Here is a 19,304-nt window from a genome sequence, read left to right on the forward strand (position 1 = left end):
GGGCCCCCGGGGGAAACTACCCGGGTCCCCCTCTGGGATACCGTCTGGCCATGACGACGGTGGTGAGCGACACGGGAGTGGGTCCGCTGCTGCGCGGTTGGCGGGAGCAGCGGAGGCTGAGCCAGCTGGAGCTGGCGCTGCGCGCGGACTCCTCGGCGCGGCACATCTCGTTCGTGGAGACGGGCCGGTCCCGGCCGAGCGAGGAGATGGTCCTGCGGCTGGCCGAGCACCTGGAGGTGCCGGTCCGGGAGCGGAACGCGCTGCTGCTGGCGGCGGGTTACGCGCCCCGCTACGCGGAGTCGCCGCTGGACGCCCCGCGTCTGGAGACGCTGCGGGTGGGCATCGAGCAGCTCCTGCAGGGGTACGAGCCGTATCCGGCGCTCGTGGTGGACGGCTCGTACACGGTGGTGGCCGCGAACCGGGCGCTCGGGCTGCTGCTCGACGGCCTGCCGGAGCACCTGCTGGCGCCGCCGCTGAACGCCATGCGGATCACGCTGCACCCGGAGGGTCTCGCGCCGCGGATCAGGAACCTGCCGGAGTGGCGCGGGCATCTGCTGCACCAGATGGAGCGTCAGATCGCGCTGGTCCGCTCGGAGTCGCTGCGCGCGCTGTACGAGGAGGTGGTGGCGTATCCGCGGCCGCCGGGCTCGGAGGAGGGACCCGGGTCGACCGCTCCGGGTCCGGACGAGGTGTATCCGTACTTCGCGCTGCCGCTGCGGATCGAGCACGACGGGCGGGTGTTGTCGTTCGTGTCGTCGATCTCGACGTTCAACACACCGCTGGACGTGACGGTCGCCGAGCTGGCCATCGAGACGTTCCTCCCGGCCGACCCGGCGACGGTGGCGTACCTCCGGTCGCTTCCCGCGTTCGACGCCTAGGGCGTCCGGGCGACGGCCCGCAGGGCGACCCACTGGGCGAGGGCGAAGCCGGCGACGGTGGCGGCCTGCAGGGGGGTCCAGACGAGGCCGGCGGTGGTCGGCTCCAGCCAGGCGGCGAGGGCGACGAGGCTGAGGACGGCCCAGAGCACGTTGACGTCGACGACGAGCTTGACGCCGAGCGCCGGCGGCCGGGGCCGGCTCGCGAGCCCGGCGACCCCCGCGGCGTACAGGGCGAGCAGGAGACCGAGGATGCGCAGCAGGTCCGCGTCGACCCCGAGGATCTCCCCGAGCGGGCCGGGGGCGACGGCGTAGGCGATTCCGTTGGCCCCGGTGACGACGGCGTCGAGGGCGAGGAACCTGCGCACGGCGGACTGGGGGCGGCTGGTGCGGGCGAGACCGGCGAGCAGGGCCTGGGACATGGCGGATCACCCTCCATAGGGGGACGTTCGGGCTGGTGGTGGCCCGGAGCCCGGGCGGAGTGCGCCGCCCGGGTCCCGGTGCTCCCGAGCATGCCGCCGGGGGTGGGCGGGGGTCGATTACGTGCGAAGTAATGCGGCGACGCCCCGTCCCCGAGGGGCCCGGGGCCGTGTCGGCGGTTCAGTACGCCGCCGCCCGGTCGCCGATGAGGGCGCGCAGCCGGGTCGTGTCGGCGGTCGTCCAGCCGGGCGGCGGCAGGACGGCGGCCCAGCCGTCGACGGCCCCCGCTCCGTAGCGGTGGCCGTGCGGGGCGCCGACCTCGTACGAGACGGCCATGTCGACGGAGGTCTGCCAGAAGGCGACGAAGGGGAACCAGGTGATCTCGGGGGTGATGTCGGGGCCGAGGGGTTCGTCGAGCCAGGCGGGCCGTTCGAGGAGGAGGTCGGGCGACCACCACACGACGGGGTCGGAGGCGTTCTGCAGGTAGACCGCGCGGGGGTGCTCCCAGGCGGCGGCCGGGCGGGCCAGGTCGGTCTCGGGGAACTGGGCGAAGCGGACGTGGGTGCCGCCCCGGTACTGGGGGCGCCAGACGGGGCTGCCGGGGTCGCGGTCGCGGCGGATCTCGCGCGAGATCGGGGAGAAGTCGGGGGCGCCCATCAGGAGGGCGCCGTCGGTGGAGGCGAGGAGGTCGTCGGGGCCGTCGAAGGAGGCTTCGACGGCGTAGGCGCCGAGGCTCTCCCCGGTGACGACGAGCCGCGGCCGCTGGGCGGCGGGGAGGGCGTCGAGGCGGGCGCGTACGGCGTCGAGGAGGGCCCGGGTGGCCCGGCCCGCCTTCTCCTTGTCGACGAGGAAGGACACCCAGCTGGGGAGGTACGAGTACTGGACGGCGACGATCGCGGTGTCGCCTCCGTACATGTACTCCAGGGCCTCGGTGACGTTCGGGTCGACCCAGCCGGTGCCGGTGGTGCCGGCGACGGCGAGCACGGCGCGGTCGAAGGCGCCGGTGCGGTCGAGTTCGCGGACGGCGAGGCGGGCCTGGGCGGCGAAGGGGCTGTCGTCGTGGAACGCGGTGGGCGGCGGGGAGGGGACGTAGACGCGGACGGGGGCGAGCGCGGGCCGGCCGGTCCAGGCGCCGAGGGCGGCGGGGGTGGGGGCGGAGCCGGCGAAGTTGCGGCCCTGGTAGCCGAGGTCCTCCCAGCGGATCAGGGAGCCGGGGCCGCCGGACACGAGCCGGGAGGCGGGGCGCCGGATGCCGTCCTTGGTGCCGTCGTTGGTGGCCTCGGCGATCCGGTCGGCGAGGTCGACGACACCCCGGTCGAAGACGATGTCGCGGACGCCGACGAGGACCAGGAGGGTGGAGACGAGTGCGCCGACGGCGAAGGCGACCGGCCGGGGAAGCAGCCGGCCGAGCTGCCGTATCAGGGCGACGGAGCCGAGGCGTACGGCCCGGGCGACGAGGAGCGCGGCGAGCAGCAGGCCGAGGGCGATGAGCGCGATCATCGGGGTGTGCCAGGTGAGGGCCGGCGGGAGGTCCTGGAGGACGCGGAGCTGACGCTGCATCCGGGCGCTCTCGGAGATGAACCACACGGCGAGGACCGGGCTGAGCAGCCAGTACGCCTGCCAGCAGCGGGTCCGGACGCGGGCGGGCGGGCGCCAGGGGGCGAGGGCCCGGTACAGCCAGGCGAGTCCGGAGCCGAGGGCGTAGCCGATGACGCCGGTGATCCCGCCGACGAGCCCCTGGAGGTACCAGGGCCGGGGCACCAGGGACGGGGTCAGGCTCGTCCAGAAGAAGACCGTGGCGAGGCAGAGGGCGGTGAGGTCGGGCCAGCGGCGGATGCGGTACGAGGGGTCCGGGCGGTCCCAGTAGGGGCGGCGGGCGAAGGCGAGGAGCCGGCGGGCGGCGCGGCGCGGGAGCGGCGGACGGGGAGGGGCGGCGGCCCCGGGGCCCGGGACCGCCCGCCACTCGACGCCGGACGCGGGTCCGGCGGACCGATCGGGGCCGGTGTTCCGGTCGGTCGAGGTCATCGGAACACCCTCGCACGTCCGTACACTGGTTCGGAATCGGGTTTCGCCCGGCCCGCGTCGGGGCGTGACGGAGGATCAGCGCAGGGGTTCGTCCCGGTACGCGGGCGGCTGGGGGGCCGTGGCCGGGCCGGGCTCGGCGGCCGGGTCGGCGGAGTCGGGCGTCCTGCGTTCGGAGCGCTGGGCCCGGGAGGCCTCGGCGCGTACCAGGGCCTGGAGGACGGCGAACGGGTCGACGGGCATGGCGAAGCTCCTCGTGGTGCGGGGGTGATGGGGGGGGTGGCTGCGGGGAGGCTCGGGCCTCTCAGCAGCGCATCACCACGCACCGGAGCGCGTCGCCGCGCGGGCCCGGGACGGGGGCGGGGGCCGGGATGCGGCGCGGGTTCCGTGCGCCGGACCGGTGGCGGCCGGGGCGCCGGACAGGGCGGAGGCCCGTCCGGTGCCGGCGGGAGCGGCCGGGGAGTCCCGCCTCGGTGGCGGCCGGGTCGTGGGTCTCGCCGCCCGCGTCGGAGGCCGGGGAGGCGGCGGCGGGCCGGAGTTCGGCCCCGCCGGTGAGGACACCGGCCGTACCGGTGCCGAGCAGGGCGACGAGGACGAGGAGCAGCACGATCCGGAGGGGCCGGGCCGCTCCGCGGCGGCGGTTCCGCCGCGGGGTGCCGGTCGCCCGCGGCCCGCTCCCGCCGGTCCGGCGGGTGAGCGGGCGCGATGCGGCACGACCGGGCCCTGCCCCCCTGGGCCTCGCACACCCGGGCATCGCCCACAAGGGCTCCGCGCATGCAGGCCCCGCGGACCCGGGCCGCACGCACCCGGTGCTCGGACGACCGGGCCCCGCGCAGTCGGCCCCCGTGCAACCGGCCCTCGCGCGCGCCGGGCGCCCCACCGGGGCGGCGGGAGCGGCGGGCGGTTCGGACGCGGGGCTCACGGAGATCCGTACTGCCCCGCAGGGGTGCCGACACGCGCGCCCGGTCCGGGATCCGCCCGAGCGGCCTACGGATGGGAGCCCTGATTCACCGGTTCACCGCACAGCCGCGGACCCGCCGGCTCCGCCCTGGACCCCCTCCCCGGCGACGTCCCCTCAGCGTTTCTCGTCCTGCGCCACCGGCCGGTCGACCGGGCGGTGGAGTGCCGCGTCCTCCTCCGCCGTCGGCGGCGCCGCCAGCGGCACCTGCGGACCCGAGCACTCCCGCAGCCAGCGCCGCAGCACCCGGTGCACCTGCTCCGCGCCGACGAGCTCCTCCCCCGCCCCGACCGGCGGCGACAGCTCCGGGGGCGAGAGGAGGAAGGGCCGCGACTGCTCCCCGCCCAGGCCGCCGTGCGAGCCGATCTGCTCCTCGAAGGCGTGCACGGTGCCGGTCGCCGGGTCGTACATCGAGTTGACCATGATGTCCGCGACGTGCGGGAAGCCGTCCGTGCGCCGCACCGCCCGCGCCGCGCCGGGCCCGAAGGCGGCGAGGGGGCCCGCGTCGTCGAGGTCGGCGACCGGTACCTCCGCCCCGTCACGGGCGAGCACCACCGAGCCGTGCTCGGCGCTCGCCACGAGGACGAAGCCGACGCCCGGATGGTGGGCGAGGGTGCGGAGCAGGGCCGGGTGGCGCAGGTCGATCTCCTCGCGGGTCATGCGGTGCGGCACGTCGGGGAAGGAGACGAGGCCGAGGTTGCCGGAGGCGAGGACGACCGGCTCGGACGGCCGGGCCGACAGCTCCTTCGCCGTCTCGCGGGCCCCGCCCGCCGCGCCGGACTCGTCGAGGGGGCGGTGCAGCGCGAGGCGCAGCGCGTCCCGGGCCGCGTCACGGGCCTCCGAACCGCTGCGGGTCCGGCGCACCCGGCGCGGCACCGGCAGTCCGCAGCCGGCCCTGACCAGGTCCTTGAGCGTCAGCCCGTACGCGCCCTCGAAGGTCTCGCCGGGGCTCTGCCCGTGGTCGGAGAGCAGCACGATCCGGTACGGGCGGGGGGCGTGCTCGGCGACCGTGGCGATCAGCGCGATCGAACGGTCGAGTCGGCGCAGGACCTGGTCGGTGTCCCGGCCGTGCGGGCCCGAGTGGTGGGCGACCTCGTCGTAGGCGACGAGGTCGGCGTAGACGGCGGTGCGTCCGGCGAGCATGTCGCCCATGACCGCGGAGACGACGACGTCGCGTTCCACGACGGTGGCGAAGGCGCGCACGAAGGGGTAGGTGCCGCCGCGCGAGACCCTCGGGGTCTCGCGGCGCAGCCGGGCCCGGGTGGACTGGAAGACCTCGCGCCCGCATTCGGCGAGCAGGGAGCCGGCGGTGCGGACGGCGTTGGCCGGGTCGGAGAAGTAGGCGAAGTAGCCGGCGCGGGAGCGGTTGCGCGGGCCGCGCCGGGCGGCCATGGACAGGACGAGGGCGAGCTGGTCGGCCCCGCCGCTGAAGAGGTTGCCGCGCGAGGCCCCGTCGACGGTGAGCAGGCCGCCGTCGCCGGTGCGGGCGACGGCGCGGCGCTGGAGTTCCACGGCGCTCGCCGGGCGGTTGGACACCATGAGCCGGCCGGTGTCCTTCTCGTACCAGCGGAAGGCGGGCACGTCCTCGTTGGAGCCGTGCAGGATGCCGAGCTGGCTCGCTCCGGTCTGGCTGGACCAGTCGGTGCGCCAGGGGGTGAGCCGGTGGCCCGCGGCGATCCAGGAGGCCACGGTGGGCATGAGGCCGTCGGTGACGGCCTCGCGCAGGACGCGGTGGCCGACGCCGTCGAGCTGGAGGAAGACCGTGCCGGGCACCTCTCCGGGGACGTCCTCGGCGGCTCGGGGGCGGGTGCGGCCGGTGAGCCGGTAGAGCCGGCGCCGGTAGGCGTCGTCGTCGCGGACGGCGAGGCCGGTGGAGGTGGCGGAGGCGACGGCGGACATGACGGCGGCGACCACGACGGCGGTCTCCGGGTTGGCGGTGCCGCGTCCGTCGGGGATGAGCCAGAGGGCGACGAGGAGCATCGAGCCGTTGAGGAAGAAGACCAGGACGCCGAGGACGAGGGCGGGCACGAGGAGGAGGGCGCGGACGATCGCGGGCCACACGAGCGCGCCGAGCAGGCCGAACGCGCCGGCCGCGGCGGCGGCGGTGAGCGCCGTCCTCGTGAAGCTGTCGCCGTCGGCGGACTGCAGCTCGAAGTCGGGGAGCAGTCCGGCGAGGGCCAGCATCGTGAGCGTGGACACCGCCCAGACGACGATCACCCGCCCCAGGGCCCTGCCCGCGGACCGCCAGCGTTCGGCGCCACCCCATCGCCCGTCACTCACGCCCGCTTCACCTTTCGCCCGTTTCCTGCCTCAAGCGTGGCACAACGCCCCCGGTCGGCGCGGAGGACGGGTGGCGGCGCCCGCCGCGGGTGTGTCAGGTCGCGCACCGGGACGTCCGCCGGGGCGTACGTCGGGCAGTGCGTCAGGTGCGTCGGTGGTACGCCGGTCCGTGTGCGCGTCCCGGGCGATGCGCGGGGTCCGGGTGCCCCGGGGCGGGCGGAGGCCCGGCCGCCGGGTCGCCGTACGGGCCGCGACGCGGGGTGGGCGGCCGTCAGCAGCCGTCGTAGCCCGCCGTGGGCATGGAGAGGCGTCGGTGGACCCCCGCCTTCGCCGCGGCGTCGTACTCCGGCTCGCCCGCCGGCCCGTCGGCGCAGGCGGTCTCCAGCCGCACCCCGCGCCGCGCGCACTCCGCCCGGAAGCCGGACACGGAGGTCAACGCGCGTGCGAGGACCCGCTCGTTGGCGGCGACGAACAGGTCGACCGCCCCCGCCTCCACGTCCGCCCACAGGGCCTCGTGGTCGGGCCGGATCCCGTAGAACAGCAGCCGGCGGGCGACCACGTACCCCTGCTCGTCGGCCCAGCGGGCGCACACCGCGTGCTGGCCGCGCGTGTCCACGAGGAAGGGGTCGCTGTCCAGCTCTTCGAGCGGGGTGAGGCTGGCGATCGCCGCCACCCGAACGTCGTCCATGCGCCGACCCTACTGCGGGACGGGACGGCCGAACATCCTCCGGGGCCCGCTCCGGACATTTACCCTCGATACGGAGTGAGGGTACGAGCCCGGACACCGCGAACGGGCGGTGGACGGCGGGCGGAGCCCGCGACGACGGAAGGCGGCATGACGGTGGAGGTCACCTGGTGGGGTCACGCGACCTGCACGGTCGAGGACTCCGGGGTCCGCTTCCTGACCGATCCGCTGTTCACCCGGCGGCTCGCGCACCTGCGGCGCCGCCGGGGCGCCCTGCCGCCGCCGGAGGCCGCGGCCGCCGAGGCCGTCCTCGTCTCGCACCTGCACTCCGACCACCTGCACCTGCCGTCCCTGGCCCGGCTCGCGCCGGGGACGCGGCTCGTCGTGCCGCGCGGCGCCCCCGCCGCCGTACCGGGACTGCGCCGGCTCGACGCGAACGGGCTGCGGCTCACCGAGGTGGGGCCGGGCGACACGGTGACCGTCGAGGGCGTCACGGTACGGGCCGTGCCGGCGCGCCACGACGGACGGCGGCTGCCGGTCGGCCCGCACCGCTCCCCCGCCCTCGGATACGTCGTCGAGGGCGAGGCCCGCACCTACTTCGCCGGTGACACCGGGCTCTTCGACGAGATGGCGGAGGCGGTCGGCCCGGTGGACGTGGCGCTGCTGCCGGTCGGCGGCTGGGGTCCGTACCTCGGGCACGGCCATCTCGACGCGGGCCGGGCGGCGGAGGCCCTGGCGGCGCTGTCGCCCGCGGCGGCGGTCCCGGTGCACTACGGCACGTACTGGCCGATCGGGCTCGACGGGGTCCGGCCGCACGAGTTCCACGCGCCCGGCGACGAGTTCGTGCGGCACGCGGCCCGGCTGGCCCCGAAGGTGGCGGTCCATCTGCTGGCGCACGGCGAGCGGGTGCGTCCGGAGGTGGCCCGGTGAGCCGGCGGGGCGCCGCGCGGGCCGCGGCGGCCGGGGGCGCGGGGACGGCCTGGCCGCAGCCGCCGGTGCGGGAGTCCGTGCCCGCGGCGCGGCCGGGGGGCGGCCGGTGATCGACGGGCTCACCGGGGTCGTGGCGGTGGTGCGGGAACTGCCGCCGGAGTCGACGCAGCAGGCGGTCGGCTATCCCTCGCTGTTCCTCCTCGTCGCGCTCGGCGCGCTGGTGCCGGTCGTGCCCACGGGCGCCATCGTCAGTTCGGCGGCGGTCGTCGCCTTCCACCAGACGTCGCCGCTCTCGCTGCTCTACGTCTTCCTGGTGTCGGCGCTCGCCGCCCTGCTCGGCGACACCGTCCTGTACTGGCTGGGGCAGCGCGGAGTGCGCTCGCGCAACGGCTCGCGGTGGCTCGCCGCCCTGCGGGGCCGGGTGACGCCGGATCGGCTCGCGCACGCGCAGGAGCGGCTGGACACGCACCAGGTGTCGGTGCTCGTGCTGTCGCGGCTCGTGCCGGCGGGGCGGATCCCGGTGATGCTCGCGTGCCTGCTGGCGGAGATGCCGCTCCGGCGGTTCGTCCGCGGTGACGCGGCGGCCTGCCTCGCATGGGCGGCGACGTACCAGCTGATCGGGATTCTGGGCGGTTCGCTGTTCCCGGAGCCGTGGCAGGGCGTGGTGGCCGCGGTGGGCCTGACGGTGCTGGTCGGCGCGGTGCCGGGGCTGTGGCGGCGGATGCGGGGGCAGCGCCCGAAGGTGGGCGGGGTCCAGGAGCGCTAGGCGCGGGCGTCGGGCCGCGGGGCGGTGTGACGGGCGCGGGGTGCCGGCCGGCGGAGGGCTCGTCCGGTCAGGGCGCGAGGACCCGCGAGCCGCCGACGGGGAGGTCCCACAGGTCCTCACGGCGCAGCCCCGCCTGCTCCCAGGCGGTCCTGACCCGGGTGAGGGGTTCGAGGACGGGCTCCGAGGACAGCACGAACGTCGCCCAGTGCATGGGGGCCATCCGCCGCGCCCCGAGGTCCTGGTGCGCGCGGACCGCCTCCTCCGGGTCGGTGTGGACGTCGCTGAGCCACCAGCGGGGGTCGTAGGCGCCGATCGGCAGCAGGGCCAGGTCGATGCCGGGGTACCGGCGGCCGATCTCGGCGAACCAGTGGCCGTACCCGGTGTCGCCGGCGAAGTGCACGCGCCGCCCCGACCGGTCGGTGAGCACCCAGCCGCCCCACAGGGAGCGGCAGGTGTCCAGGAGCGTGCGCTTGGACCAGTGGTGGGCGGGGACGAAGTCGAAGCGGACGCCGTCGAGTTCGGCGGCCTCCCACCAGTCCAGCTCGGTGACCCGGGTGAAGCGCCGCCGGGTGAACCAGCGGCCGAGGCCGGCGGGGACGAAGACCGGGGTGTGCCGGGGAAGCCGCTTCAGGGTCGGGGCGTCGAGGTGGTCGAAGTGGTTGTGGCTGATGACGACGGCGTCGACGGGCGGCAGGTCCTCCCAGCGGACCCCGACGGGGGTGAGCCGGGCCGGGGTGCCGAAGATGCGCCGGGACCAGACCGGGTCGGTGAGGATGGCGAGCCCGCCCATGCGCAGCAGCCAACTGGCGTGCCCGGCCCAGGTGACGGCGAGGGTGTCGGGACCGGCGGGCGGCAGCGGGCCCGGTTCGAAGGGCAGCAGCGGGATGTCGCGGAGTCCCTCGGGGCGGGGGCGTACGGCTCCCTCGCGGGCGAGCCGGGCCAGGGCCCGCACGCCGGGCAGCGGGGCGGTGAGCCGGTCGGCGAAGCTGCGGGGCCAGTCGGGGCGGAGCCGTCCCACGGGGTGCAGGACGGAGGTGTCGGCGGGGGCCGCGGCGGGGCCGGGCCGGTGCGGGGCCGTCTCGGCGGCCCGCGCGGGGTGTGCGGTCCGTTCCGTCATCTGCGGGCTCCGTTCTGCGCGGATGCTGCGGCTCGTGCGGAGAGGGGGGCGCGGGGGGTGCGCGGCGCGCCCTCCGGGGGTGCGGGCGGCGGACCGGTGGGGCGGGCGGCCGCCGGCCGGGCCGGTGCTCCCGGCGGCCGGACGGCCGCGGGGGCGCGAGGGATGCGGACCGCTCGCGCGGCGGCCGGGCCCGGCGCGGGCCTCCGTCGCCCCGGCGGCCGCGCGACGCGGTGCGCGGTCACCGGAGCTCCTCCAGGAGCGTGCCGAAGTCCGCGAGTCTCCGGGCCACGTGGGGCAGCGTCTCGGGACTGTCCGCCGTGAGCGTCTCCGCCCGCTCCTCCGCCGTGTCCCCGAGGAACATGCCGGTGCCGAACCGGACGCGCAGGGCGCCGAGTTCGTCGCCGAAGCGGTGGCCGCCGGTCGCCGGGGCGCCGAGGCGGGCGCCGAGGTGGCTCTCCAGCTCCAGGGAGTCGGTGACGCCCCGGGCGGCGAGACCGGCCCGCAGCGGGCCGAGGTCCGCGTAGAGGTGGCGGCCCGCCTGCGGCGGCCGGGCGAGTGCCCCCGCGGCGCGCACCGCGCGGTGCGCGGCGGCGGCGAGGCGGCCGTGGACGGCGGCGGCGCGCCGGGACCGTACGGTGACGTCCTCGGGTTCGTCGAGGGCGTGGGCGGCGGCGGGGGCGACCGGTCCGGGGACGACGGCCCCGAGGGCGGTCAGCACGTCGAGGACGCGGGCCCGGCGGTCGGTCCAGCGGTCGGCGCGCGACGGGTCGGTGGGCGGGAAGCGGGCGACGGCGCAGGGCCAGGCGGCGGGGGTGAGCGCGCCGCCGAGGTCGGACAGGACGGTGACGTCGTCCGGGCACATCTCGGCCGGGCTGAGGAGCACGGTCTCCTCGGGGCGGTGGCGGGTGTCGCGCCAGGTCTCGTCGCTGATGACGTGCAGTCCCTCGGCGACGGCCGCCTCGCACGCCTCGCGGACGAGTTCGGGCGGGGCGACGGTGGCGGTGGGGTCGTCGGCGACCGAGAGCAGGAGGACCCGCGGGGTGCCGCCCTCGGCCCGGATCCGCCGGACGGTCTCCAGGAGGGCGTACGGGTCGGGGACGCCGCCGGCCTCCGCGGGCGTCGGTACGTGGTAGGCCGGGCGGCCCAGGAGGCGGGCCTGCGGGGTCCACCAGGCGGGGCAGGGCCGGGGCAGCAGGAGGTCGCCGCCGTGGGCGGCGATCAGGGCGAGCAGCAGCGCGGGGGCGCCGGGGCCGGCGACGACGTCCTCGGCGTGGGTGCGCAGGCCGCGGCGCCACCAGTAGCCGGAGGCGGCCTCCCGCAGGACGGGGCCGCCGCCGGGCGGTTCGGGGGTGGTCCGTCCGGCGGCGGCGGCGAGGAGCCCGGCGAGTCCGGGCAGCACGGGCAGACCCGTGTCGGGGGCGGGAGGGCCGTAGCGCACCGGGCCGCGGCCTTCCGGAGCCGTCTGCCGCATGTCCCGTACCTCCTGAGGGCACGGGGGTGCCGACACGGCACCCCCGTGCCCTTTATACGAAGGTTCGGCCGTTTCCGCCGCTCCAGGCGTCGGTTCAGGCGATGGTCACGGGGTGCCGTACGACCGCGTTGAAGAGGTAGCCCTGGGTGTTGTGGACGGCCCGCTCGGGCTGGGTGTTCCCGGCGGCGTCGGTGGTGCGCGACAGCAGGGTGGCCGGTCCGGTGGCGCGCGGGAGCCAGGGCGCGCTCCAGCGGACCCAGCCGTCGCGCCGCGGGGTGTCGTGGAGGTGGGCCCGGCGCCAGCGGGCGCCGCCGTCGGTGGACACCTCGACGGTCCGTACGGGGGCGAGCGCGGACCACGCCCTGCCGGTCAGCCGGTGGGGCCGGCCGGCCTCCAGGGTGGCGCCGAAGGGCAGCTGGTAGCCGGACTTGAGCGTCTGGCGGCTGATCGGCGCGCTGCCGCCGGCCGGGTGGGCGTCGCCGAAGAGGCGGTACCAGTCGGTGGACCAGGGCGAGCTGAGCGGACGGGTGGAGACCTCGATGTCGCCGAGCCACTTGACGGAGGCGATGCCGACCCAGGAGGGGACGACGAGCCGGACCGGGTGGCCGTGGTCGTACGGGAGGGGTTCGCCGTTCATCTCGTACGCGAGGATCACGTCGTCGAAGGCCTTGGCGACGGGCAGCGGGCGGCGGACCCGGCCGTAGTCGACGCCGCCGGAGACGTAGGGGTCGTCGAGGCCGCGCGGCTGGAGGTCCACGGCGTCGCGGGCGATGCCGGCCCGGCGGAGGACGTCGGCGAGGCGGACGCCGCGCCAGCGGGCGGCTCCGACGGCGCCGAGGGTCCAGGCGGTGCCGGTGACCGGCTCGCCCTGCTGGCTCGTGTAGAGGCTGCGGCCGTTCCCGGCGCATTCGATCAGGGCCGTTCGGGTGACCGAGGGCAGGTCACGGAGCTGCCCGTAGGTGAAGTGGACGGGGCTGCGGCCGTGCAGCCCGTCGCCCCAGAGCGTCAGCCGCCAGTCGGCGGCGTCGAGGACCGGGGTGGTGGTGTGGTTCCGGACGAAGAAGCGGTCGACGGGGGTGAGGGCGCCGGTGTCCCCGAAGGCGTCGAAGCGGGCCTCGGCGTTGGTGCCGCGGACGGTGAAGTGGGCGGCCGGGAGGGCCTTGACGATCCCGGGAGCCGCGGTCGCGGACGCGGTGCGCGCGGGGGCCGGGGCCGCGGACGCCGCGGGGGCCGTGGCGAGGCCGCCGAGGGCGGAGACCGCCGGCGCCGCCGCGAGGACCTTCAGCAGCGAACGGCGGTCGGGGGCGGGCGGGTTCGGCACGGGACTCCTCGGCAGCTGGGAGGGGCGCGCCACCGGGCGGCGGCGCGGCCGATCCTAGGGTCGGAAGGGCGGCCGGGACGGCCCGTTCATCGTGCTGTCACAGGGGGTTCGTCAGGTCGGGCCGGGCGGGCGGACCGCAGGTGCGGAGGCAGATCCGGCAGGGGACCGGACGTGCGAGGGCGGAGCCGGGTGGCAGCCCGCAGGTGCGAGGCGGACGGGTGCTGTCGCCGGGTCCGAGGGGCGGACGGGGGCAAGGCCTCGGGACCGGGCGGGGCAGGGCCGGGGCCGGGGCCCGGGACCGGGGCCCGGGACCGGGACCCGGGACCGGGGCCCGGGACCGGGACCCGGGACCGGGGCCCGGGACCGGGACCCGGGACCGGGGGCGGAGACAGGGGGCCGGACCCCGGGGGCGGAGTCAGGGGCCGGAGCCCGTGGGCGGGGCCCAGGGGCGGATCAGGGGGCCGGGGCCCGGGGGCGTGCGGCGTAATGGAGGGGCGGTCGGGGCGGTGCCCGGCGGACAATGCGCCATGCCGATACGAGAAGCCGTTCCCGAGGACGCGGCCGGGATCGCCGCCGTGCACGTCCTGTCCTGGCGGGCCGCCTACCGCGACCTGCTCCCCCACTCCTACCTGGACGCACTGGACGTCGAGGAGCGCACCGCCGTCTGGCGCACCCGGCTGACCGCCCCGGACCGGTCCGACGTCCTGGTCGAGACGGACCCCGACGGGCGGGTGCGGGCGTTCTCCTGCTTCCGGGCCTGGCCCGGCGAGGAGTTCGACGGGCGGACCACGGCGGAGCTGGCCGCCCTCTACGCCCTGCCCGAGGTGTGGGGCACGGGGGTGGGGCGAGCCCTCCTCACGGCGTCCGCGCGGGCCCTGGCGGCGAGCGGGTTCCGCACGGTGGCGCTGTGGGTGTTCGCGGGGAACGCCCGGGGCCGCCGCTTCTACGAGGCGGCGGGCATGCGCCCGGACGGCGAGGTCGTGCGGGAGGAGACCGGCGGCCGCGTCCTCGACGAACTCCGCTACCGGGGAGACCTGTTCACCTGAACCATCGTCCACATGTCAAGACGAGGATCTCATCATGCGACATCCGTGCGTACGGTGGTGAGCACGCACCCACACCGAGGGAGTCGCTCCGATGACGCATGCCTCCACCTCCTCCACGCCCTCCGCCGACCCCGGGACGGCCCAGGAGACGGCCGTCTACACCCACGGCCACCACGAGTCGGTCCTGCGCTCGCACAGCTGGCGGACCGCGGCGAACTCCGCCGCGTACCTGCTGCCCGCGCTGACCGCGGGGCTGGACGTCCTGGACGTGGGCTGCGGGCCCGGCACCATCACCGCCGACCTGGCCGCCCTGGTCGCCCCCGGCCGGGTGACCGCGGTCGACGCGGCCGAGGGGGTGCTGGCGAACGCGCGCGCCGTGGCGGCCGAACGCGGCCTGGAGAACGTCCGGTTCGCCGTCGCCGACGTGCACGCGCTGGACTTCCCCGACGACTCCTTCGACGTGGTCCACGCCCACCAGGTGCTGCAGCACGTCGGCGACCCGGTCCAGGCGCTGCGCGAGATGCGGCGGGTGTGCCGCCCCGGGGGCGTCGTCGCCGCCCGTGACAGCGACTACGGGGCCTTCGCCTGGTACCCCGAGCGGCCCGCCCTGGACGGCTGGCTGGACCTGTACCACCGGGTCGCCCGCGCCAACGGCGGCGAACCGGACGCGGGACGACGGCTGTTCGCCTGGGCGCGGCAGGCGGGCTTCACCGACGTCACGACGACCGCCGGCACCTGGTGCTTCGCCACGCCCGAGGAGCGTGCCTGGTGGAGCGGCCTGTGGGCGGACCGCACGACGGCCTCCGGGTACGCCGACCTGGCCGTGGCCGGCGGCCACGCGACCGCGGCGGAGCTGGCCGGCATCGCGGACGCCTGGCGCGAGTGGGGCACCCGGGAGGACGCGTGGTTCATGGTCCCGCACGGCGAGATCCTGTGCCGGGTGTCCTGACGGGCCCTCGGAACCGGACCTTCGGAAGGGCCGTGGCTGGTCCGCCGGGGCCCGGCGGGGAATCCGTCGGCGGCGGGACCGGGGCGATCCGTCAGCCCCCGGGCCGCGCGTCGGCGCCTTCCGTGCCGGTGTGGTCGGTGCTGAACCCGAGGCGCACGCCGAGGGCCCGGTAGCGGTCGCGTGCCGGCTCGCCGACGGGGACCGCGTACGTGTCGAGGAGGTGCAGGAGGAGGCGGAAGCCGAGGTCCGGGTCGACCGCCGTGACCACGTCCTCCAGGACCCGCGCGACCCCGCGGACCTGCTCCGCGTCGGCGTGGACGGCCTCGCGCACCTCCCGCAGGACCGCCTCCGTCAGATCGGTCCTCGCGGGCGCGAGGAAGGGCGCGTACGCGGGATCGACCTCCGCGAGGTGGGCGTGGCACACCTGGGAGACCTGGTCGAGCCAGACCCTCCCGTCGGCGTCGAACTCGTCCCCGTCGGGCAGGTGCGGACGCCTGGCCGCGGTACGCCAGAGCAGGCCGATCGCCTCCTCCGGCAGGGCCGAGTCCAGGAGCCTCCAGACGTCGTCGAGGAGCACCGCCGCGTACGCCCCCGGGGCGTGTCCCGGGCCGTCGTCCGCGACCCGCTGGATGTGCTCGCGCGGGGTGCCGCCGTAGGTCCACTCGGTGCCCCGGAGCGCGGCCGCGAGCATCGGGAGCCCGAATCCGCCGCGGGCGAAGTCGCGGCGGCCCGGGTCGAGGGGGCGCCAGCGCACGGCGAGCCCGTCGTGGACGACGGCCGGGGGGTACGCGAGTCCGTCCCCGAGGGCGAACAGCCGGTCGTAGGCGTCCGCGCCGACCGGCACGGAGTACGCCTTGAGCGCCCGCAGGAAGAGCCGCAGCCCGAGGTCGGCGTCGGCCTCCCGCACCACCCGGAGGAGGGCCGGGACGACTCCGGGGACGGCGACACGGAGTTCCAGGGCGGCCGAGGCCGACCCGATCTCCGCGGCCACCGCGCGCCGCAGGTCCTCCTCCGGTACGTCGGGCCGGGCGTCGTCCAGGGACCGCAGCTCGTACGGGTCGCGCTCCGCGGCACGCGGCGGGCACAGCTCCGCGACCGCCGCCAGCCAGGTCCGGGTGTCGGTGCCCGCCTCGGCGGGGTCGAAGCAGCGGCGCACGGCCGCCAGCCACACGGTCCGGAGCACCTCGTCCGGCAGCGGGGACTCCAGGAGGAGCCGGACGTCCGCGCCGAGCCGGTGGTCGTCGTCCTCCGCCTCGGCCTCGGCGACGTCGAGGACGACCGGTTCGTCGAGGCGGAGGCACGACCGGGCGCAGAGGGTGCCGGCGAGGCCGCTCAGCCCGAAGTCGGCCGCGTAGTCGTAGACGTACACCTCGCGGGTGCGTGCCATCGGCCGTACCTCCTGCCTCCCGGGCGGACCGGGCTCCCGGCGGCGCGGGGGGAGCCCTGTTCCCATGGTCGGCGCAGAGCGCGTCCGGCGCCCGCTCCGCCCGCATCGCGGGGTGGGCGGGAAGGCCGCAGCGCCGGTGCTCCCCGGCCCCGCCCCGTGGGGCGGGGGCTCAGAAGACGTCGTGGAAGCCGAGGCAGTCCGGGTCCTGGAGGGGGCAGCCGGGGTGGGGCGTGCGGTCCGGTCCCGGCTCGGGAGGCGACCCGTCAGCGAGGGCGGGAGCGGGCGGCAGGACGAAGGCCCCGCAGAGGCAGGCCCCGCACGTCCCCGCGAACCGCGGCTCCCCGTGACGGAAGCGCGGATGTCCGCACCGGCACTCCTGGGTCGCCCATGCCGCCATCCCCGGCCCTCCGCTCCCCCACGGTCTCCGCTCCCTCCAGCGTAGCGACCGAGTCCCGGGGCCGCCCGGCCTCAGCTGGGCCGCATTCCGAACTCGTAGGAGTCCGGCAGGGGTTCGTCGGTGACGCGGGCCCAGAGCTCCCCCAGGACCTCGGCGCCCTCGCGCAGGTCGGCCACCTCGAAGCCCGCGTCGAAGAGGGCCCGGGCCCCGTCCGGCCGGCCCTCGGCGAGCAGCAGCCGGACTTCGAGCAGCCGGAAGGCCCCCTGCCGCCGGACGGCGTCCGGCAGCCGGTCCCAGAGGGCCCGGGCGCGGTCGGGCCGGTCGACCGCGAGGAGCGCGTCGAGGGCCTCCCTGCCGAGGGCGGCGGCGACGGCCCGCGCCGATGCCCCGGCGCGAACCGCGGCACCGGTACCGCCCTCGTCCGCGAAGGCCTCCGCACCGCCCTCCTCCGCGCGGCTCCCGCCCGCCGGGGCCTCGGCGCCGCCGTCCGACGCCTCGTGGTCGGCGAACGCCTCGGCGAAGTGCTCCGCGGCCCGTTCCGGGTGGCCCTCCTCGCGGTCGGCGACGGCCAGGCAGTACAGCAGGGGCCAGCGGACGGTCGCCTCCTTGAGGCCCCGCTCCCAGCTCCGTACGGCCTGGGCCCGGTCGCCGGCGTGCCACTGGGCGATGCCGAGCTGGTACTCGGTGGCGGGGTCGGCCGGGGCGGTCTCCAGCATGTCCCGCCAGGCGGTCGCGACCAGGGGCGCGGTCAGCGGGGCGGCTCCGTGCGCCGGGCCCTTCGCCGGGGGCGGCAGGACGCCGGTGCGGAGCAGCTCCCGCCAGGGTTCCTGCTCGGGCCCGAGCGTCGACTCGGGGAACGGCGTACCGGGCAACGCGTGTCCCCCACGCAGGACTTCGAGCGCTCCCCAGCCGGATCCGGTCGCGAGGACCTCCTCCGGCGCCCGGTCGGCCGCGGTCTCGCGCCAGGCCGCGTGGGCGGCGTCGACCGCGTCGCGGGGCAGGGCGGCCGAGAGGCTGCGCTCGACGTCGGCACGGGCGGCCGCCCAGTCGTCGCCGAGCGCCGCGGCGGGGTCGGCGGCGAGCGGTCCGTACGCCTCCAGCCAGCTGAACTCCGCGCCGCCCGGCAGTTCCAGGTGTTCGAGCTGGGTACGGGCGAGCCCGGCCTGGATCTCGGCGTAGCCGGGGGTGCCGGGTTCCGTCAGCCACTCCTGCCAGCGGCGGCCGCCGCGTCCGGTGCCCCAGACGAAGAGCTTGCGGCCGCGCAGCGGGTCGGTGGAGGTCTGGACGAGTCCCGTGCCGTCCGCGTCGAGGGCGGCGATCCAGCGGCGCTGCCCGTCGGGCAGGTCGTAGAACCAGTCGGCGGCGTGGGTGCTGTTCCGCGGGTACGTGCGGTCCGTGCCGTCCTCGGTGACCGGCACCGGGACCCGGTCGAGGCCGCGGTCGTAGCCGTGGTGCCAGGCCGCGTCGGCGGGCGCGAGGATCCTGCGGTCCTCGGGGACGGCGATGTTGGACCACCAGTAGACGGGGGCGGTGCGCTCGTGGGGGTTGCGTATCCGGACCGCCGCGTACAGGAAGTCGGCGTCCTCGGGCAGCCAGAGGTCGACCTGGAAGGGCAGGTCGCGCAGCCGCTCCCACTCCCAGAGGCGGAGCATCGGCGCGCCGTCGGGTGCGCGGACGACGGCCGCGTGGAGGGGGGAGCAGGAGAGCGCGGTGTGGCCGGTCGCCCCGATGTTCCACTCGACGCCGCCGGAGTACCAGGCGCCGTTCAGGGCGAAGGCGGCGGGCTGGAACACCGGGTTGCGGTAGAGGAGTTCGCGGCCGGTCGGCTTGTGGTGGAGGGAGTGGAGCCGGCCGCCGAGGCCGGGCAGCACGGTGGCCCGGAGCCGGTCGTTCTCGATCACGATCGCGTCGAGGTCCGCGGGCGTGCGCTCGCGGCCGTAGCCGTCGCGGACGGGGGTGGGGAGGATGCTGCGCAGCGGGTCCCGGCCGATGCCCCGGGCCATGTCCCGCGGGAGCTCCGCGAGGGTCTGCGGGTCGACCGCGTGGACCCCGGCGGGGGCCCGCAGTGCGGGAAGGGGATTGTCCGGCCCCAACAGGGCGGCGGGCAGCGTCAGTACGGCACGTCGTACGGTCGTCATCGCCCCATGGAACACGCCCGTGGTCTTCCTGACCAGGGGTTCTCGGCCCCGGGCTTCGACCGGTCCGAGGGCCCGCGGGGGCCCGGAGGCGGGCCGGAAACTCCCGGCGGACCGGGCGCCCGGCGCCGTAGGGTGGACGGTCGGCGCGCCGTCGGCGGCCGGGGAACCAGCGCAGCAGGGAGTACGAGGAATGGGCACGCAGCACACCTACCGGGTCATCGTGCGCGGCACCTTCGACGGTCTGTCGGAGGAGAGCCGGGCACGACTGCTCGCCGAGGTGGACGCGCACGGGCTGACCGCGATGCAGTTCACCGAGGAGGGCTCGCTCACCTACGACCGGACGCTGAAGCACTTCTCGTACCGCCTGGTCGTCGTCTCCGACGCGGCGGACGGCGACGAGATGGCGGGCGCGCTCGCGGAGGACCGGGTGGAGACGGCGCTGGCGGAGCTGGGGCACGGGTACCGGGGGCTGCGGTCGACGGTGACGGACCTCGACACGATGAAGATCAACTACAAGCGCTGAGCGGGACACCGCCGCCGGC

17 protein-coding genes are annotated in these 19,304 nt (G+C 77.0%); 6 read left to right on the plus strand and 11 right to left on the minus strand.

The genetic code is table 11. The features are described 5' to 3' along the window. Positions 1-50 precede the first annotated feature (50 nt). Positions 51-878 (plus strand): helix-turn-helix domain-containing protein, encoded by an 828-nt coding sequence (locus ACY0MR_RS07535; RefSeq protein WP_404077935.1) that lies wholly within the window; start codon positions 51-53, stop codon positions 876-878. Here the strand turns inward: ACY0MR_RS07535 and ACY0MR_RS07540 are convergent. From ACY0MR_RS07540 to ACY0MR_RS07565, 6 genes are all read right to left on the minus strand, one after another. Then, entirely contained in the window at positions 875-1,297 is a 423-nt protein-coding gene (locus ACY0MR_RS07540; protein WP_473559899.1) for a hypothetical protein, read from the minus strand. The two genes, ACY0MR_RS07535 and ACY0MR_RS07540, sit on opposite strands and share 4 nt — an antisense overlap. 178 nt (positions 1,298-1,475) lie before the next feature. Continuing rightward, entirely contained in the window at positions 1,476-3,320 is a 1,845-nt protein-coding gene (locus ACY0MR_RS07545; protein WP_473559900.1) for an alpha/beta hydrolase, read from the minus strand. A 75-nt stretch (positions 3,321-3,395) separates the two neighbouring features. Continuing rightward, positions 3,396-3,560, minus strand: a complete 165-nt coding sequence (locus tag ACY0MR_RS07550) for a hypothetical protein (RefSeq protein ID WP_473559902.1) — start codon at positions 3,558-3,560, stop codon at positions 3,396-3,398. Positions 3,561-3,621: 61 nt separating this feature from the next. Then, positions 3,622-3,924 (minus strand): hypothetical protein, encoded by a 303-nt coding sequence (locus ACY0MR_RS07555; RefSeq protein ID WP_473559904.1) that lies wholly within the window; start codon positions 3,922-3,924, stop codon positions 3,622-3,624. 468 nt (positions 3,925-4,392) lie between these two features. Next, on the minus strand, positions 4,393-6,555 hold the full coding sequence (locus ACY0MR_RS07560) for a phage holin family protein (RefSeq protein WP_404077928.1): 2,163 nt from the start codon (positions 6,553-6,555) through the stop codon (positions 4,393-4,395). 271 nt (positions 6,556-6,826) lie between these two features. Next, positions 6,827-7,243, minus strand: coding sequence for a recombinase family protein (locus tag ACY0MR_RS07565; RefSeq protein WP_361862730.1), 417 nt, complete (start codon positions 7,241-7,243; stop codon positions 6,827-6,829). Between the two features lie 147 nt (positions 7,244-7,390). Here ACY0MR_RS07565 and ACY0MR_RS07570 point away from each other — a divergent pair, with 147 nt between their 5' ends. Both ACY0MR_RS07570 and ACY0MR_RS07575 read left to right on the plus strand, forming a co-directional pair. After that, positions 7,391-8,170: an MBL fold metallo-hydrolase gene (locus tag ACY0MR_RS07570; RefSeq protein WP_388795954.1), complete on the plus strand. Its 780-nt coding sequence runs from the start codon at positions 7,391-7,393 to the stop codon at positions 8,168-8,170. A gap of 106 nt (positions 8,171-8,276) precedes the next feature. Continuing rightward, the gene (locus tag ACY0MR_RS07575) at positions 8,277-8,936 is read left to right on the plus strand and encodes a DedA family protein (protein ID WP_388795957.1); all 660 of its coding nucleotides are present in this window, start codon (positions 8,277-8,279) and stop codon (positions 8,934-8,936) included. A gap of 67 nt (positions 8,937-9,003) precedes the next feature. Here ACY0MR_RS07575 and ACY0MR_RS07580 read toward each other — a convergent pair whose 3' ends face one another. The 3 genes from ACY0MR_RS07580 to ACY0MR_RS07590 form a co-directional block, all read right to left on the minus strand. Further along, positions 9,004-10,053 (minus strand): MBL fold metallo-hydrolase, encoded by a 1,050-nt coding sequence (locus tag ACY0MR_RS07580; RefSeq protein WP_388795960.1) that lies wholly within the window; start codon positions 10,051-10,053, stop codon positions 9,004-9,006. A gap of 238 nt (positions 10,054-10,291) precedes the next feature. Further along, entirely contained in the window at positions 10,292-11,524 is a 1,233-nt protein-coding gene (locus ACY0MR_RS07585; RefSeq protein WP_473559907.1) for an aminotransferase class I/II-fold pyridoxal phosphate-dependent enzyme, read from the minus strand. Between the two features lie 94 nt (positions 11,525-11,618). Beyond that, positions 11,619-12,845, minus strand: a complete 1,227-nt coding sequence (locus ACY0MR_RS07590; RefSeq protein ID WP_392864081.1) for a sulfite oxidase — start codon at positions 12,843-12,845, stop codon at positions 11,619-11,621. Between the two features lie 527 nt (positions 12,846-13,372). Here ACY0MR_RS07590 and ACY0MR_RS07595 point away from each other — a divergent pair. Then, a complete protein-coding gene (locus ACY0MR_RS07595; RefSeq protein WP_473559909.1) occupies positions 13,373-13,891 on the plus strand; it encodes a GNAT family N-acetyltransferase in 519 nt (172 codons plus the stop codon). 91 nt (positions 13,892-13,982) lie between these two features. Further along, positions 13,983-14,840 carry a methyltransferase domain-containing protein gene (locus tag ACY0MR_RS07600; protein ID WP_388795972.1) on the plus strand — a complete coding sequence of 286 codons (858 nt, stop codon included), beginning with the start codon at positions 13,983-13,985 and terminating at the stop codon, positions 14,838-14,840. 91 nt (positions 14,841-14,931) lie between these two features. Here the strand turns inward: ACY0MR_RS07600 and ACY0MR_RS07605 are convergent, their stop codons facing one another. Together ACY0MR_RS07605 and ACY0MR_RS07610 are read right to left on the minus strand one after the other, a co-directional pair. Then, positions 14,932-16,227 (minus strand): hypothetical protein, encoded by a 1,296-nt coding sequence (locus ACY0MR_RS07605; RefSeq protein WP_473559912.1) that lies wholly within the window; start codon positions 16,225-16,227, stop codon positions 14,932-14,934. Between the two features lie 468 nt (positions 16,228-16,695). Continuing rightward, entirely contained in the window at positions 16,696-18,762 is a 2,067-nt protein-coding gene (locus ACY0MR_RS07610; RefSeq protein ID WP_473559914.1) for a DUF5107 domain-containing protein, read from the minus strand. Positions 18,763-18,952: 190 nt separating this feature from the next. Here ACY0MR_RS07610 and ACY0MR_RS07615 point away from each other — a divergent pair, with 190 nt between their 5' ends. Then, positions 18,953-19,285: a DUF6204 family protein gene (locus ACY0MR_RS07615; RefSeq protein WP_392204847.1), complete on the plus strand. Its 333-nt coding sequence runs from the start codon at positions 18,953-18,955 to the stop codon at positions 19,283-19,285. The last annotated feature ends 19 nt before the right edge of the window (positions 19,286-19,304 follow it).

It is taken from the genome of Streptomyces sp. JN8, assembly GCF_055808075.1.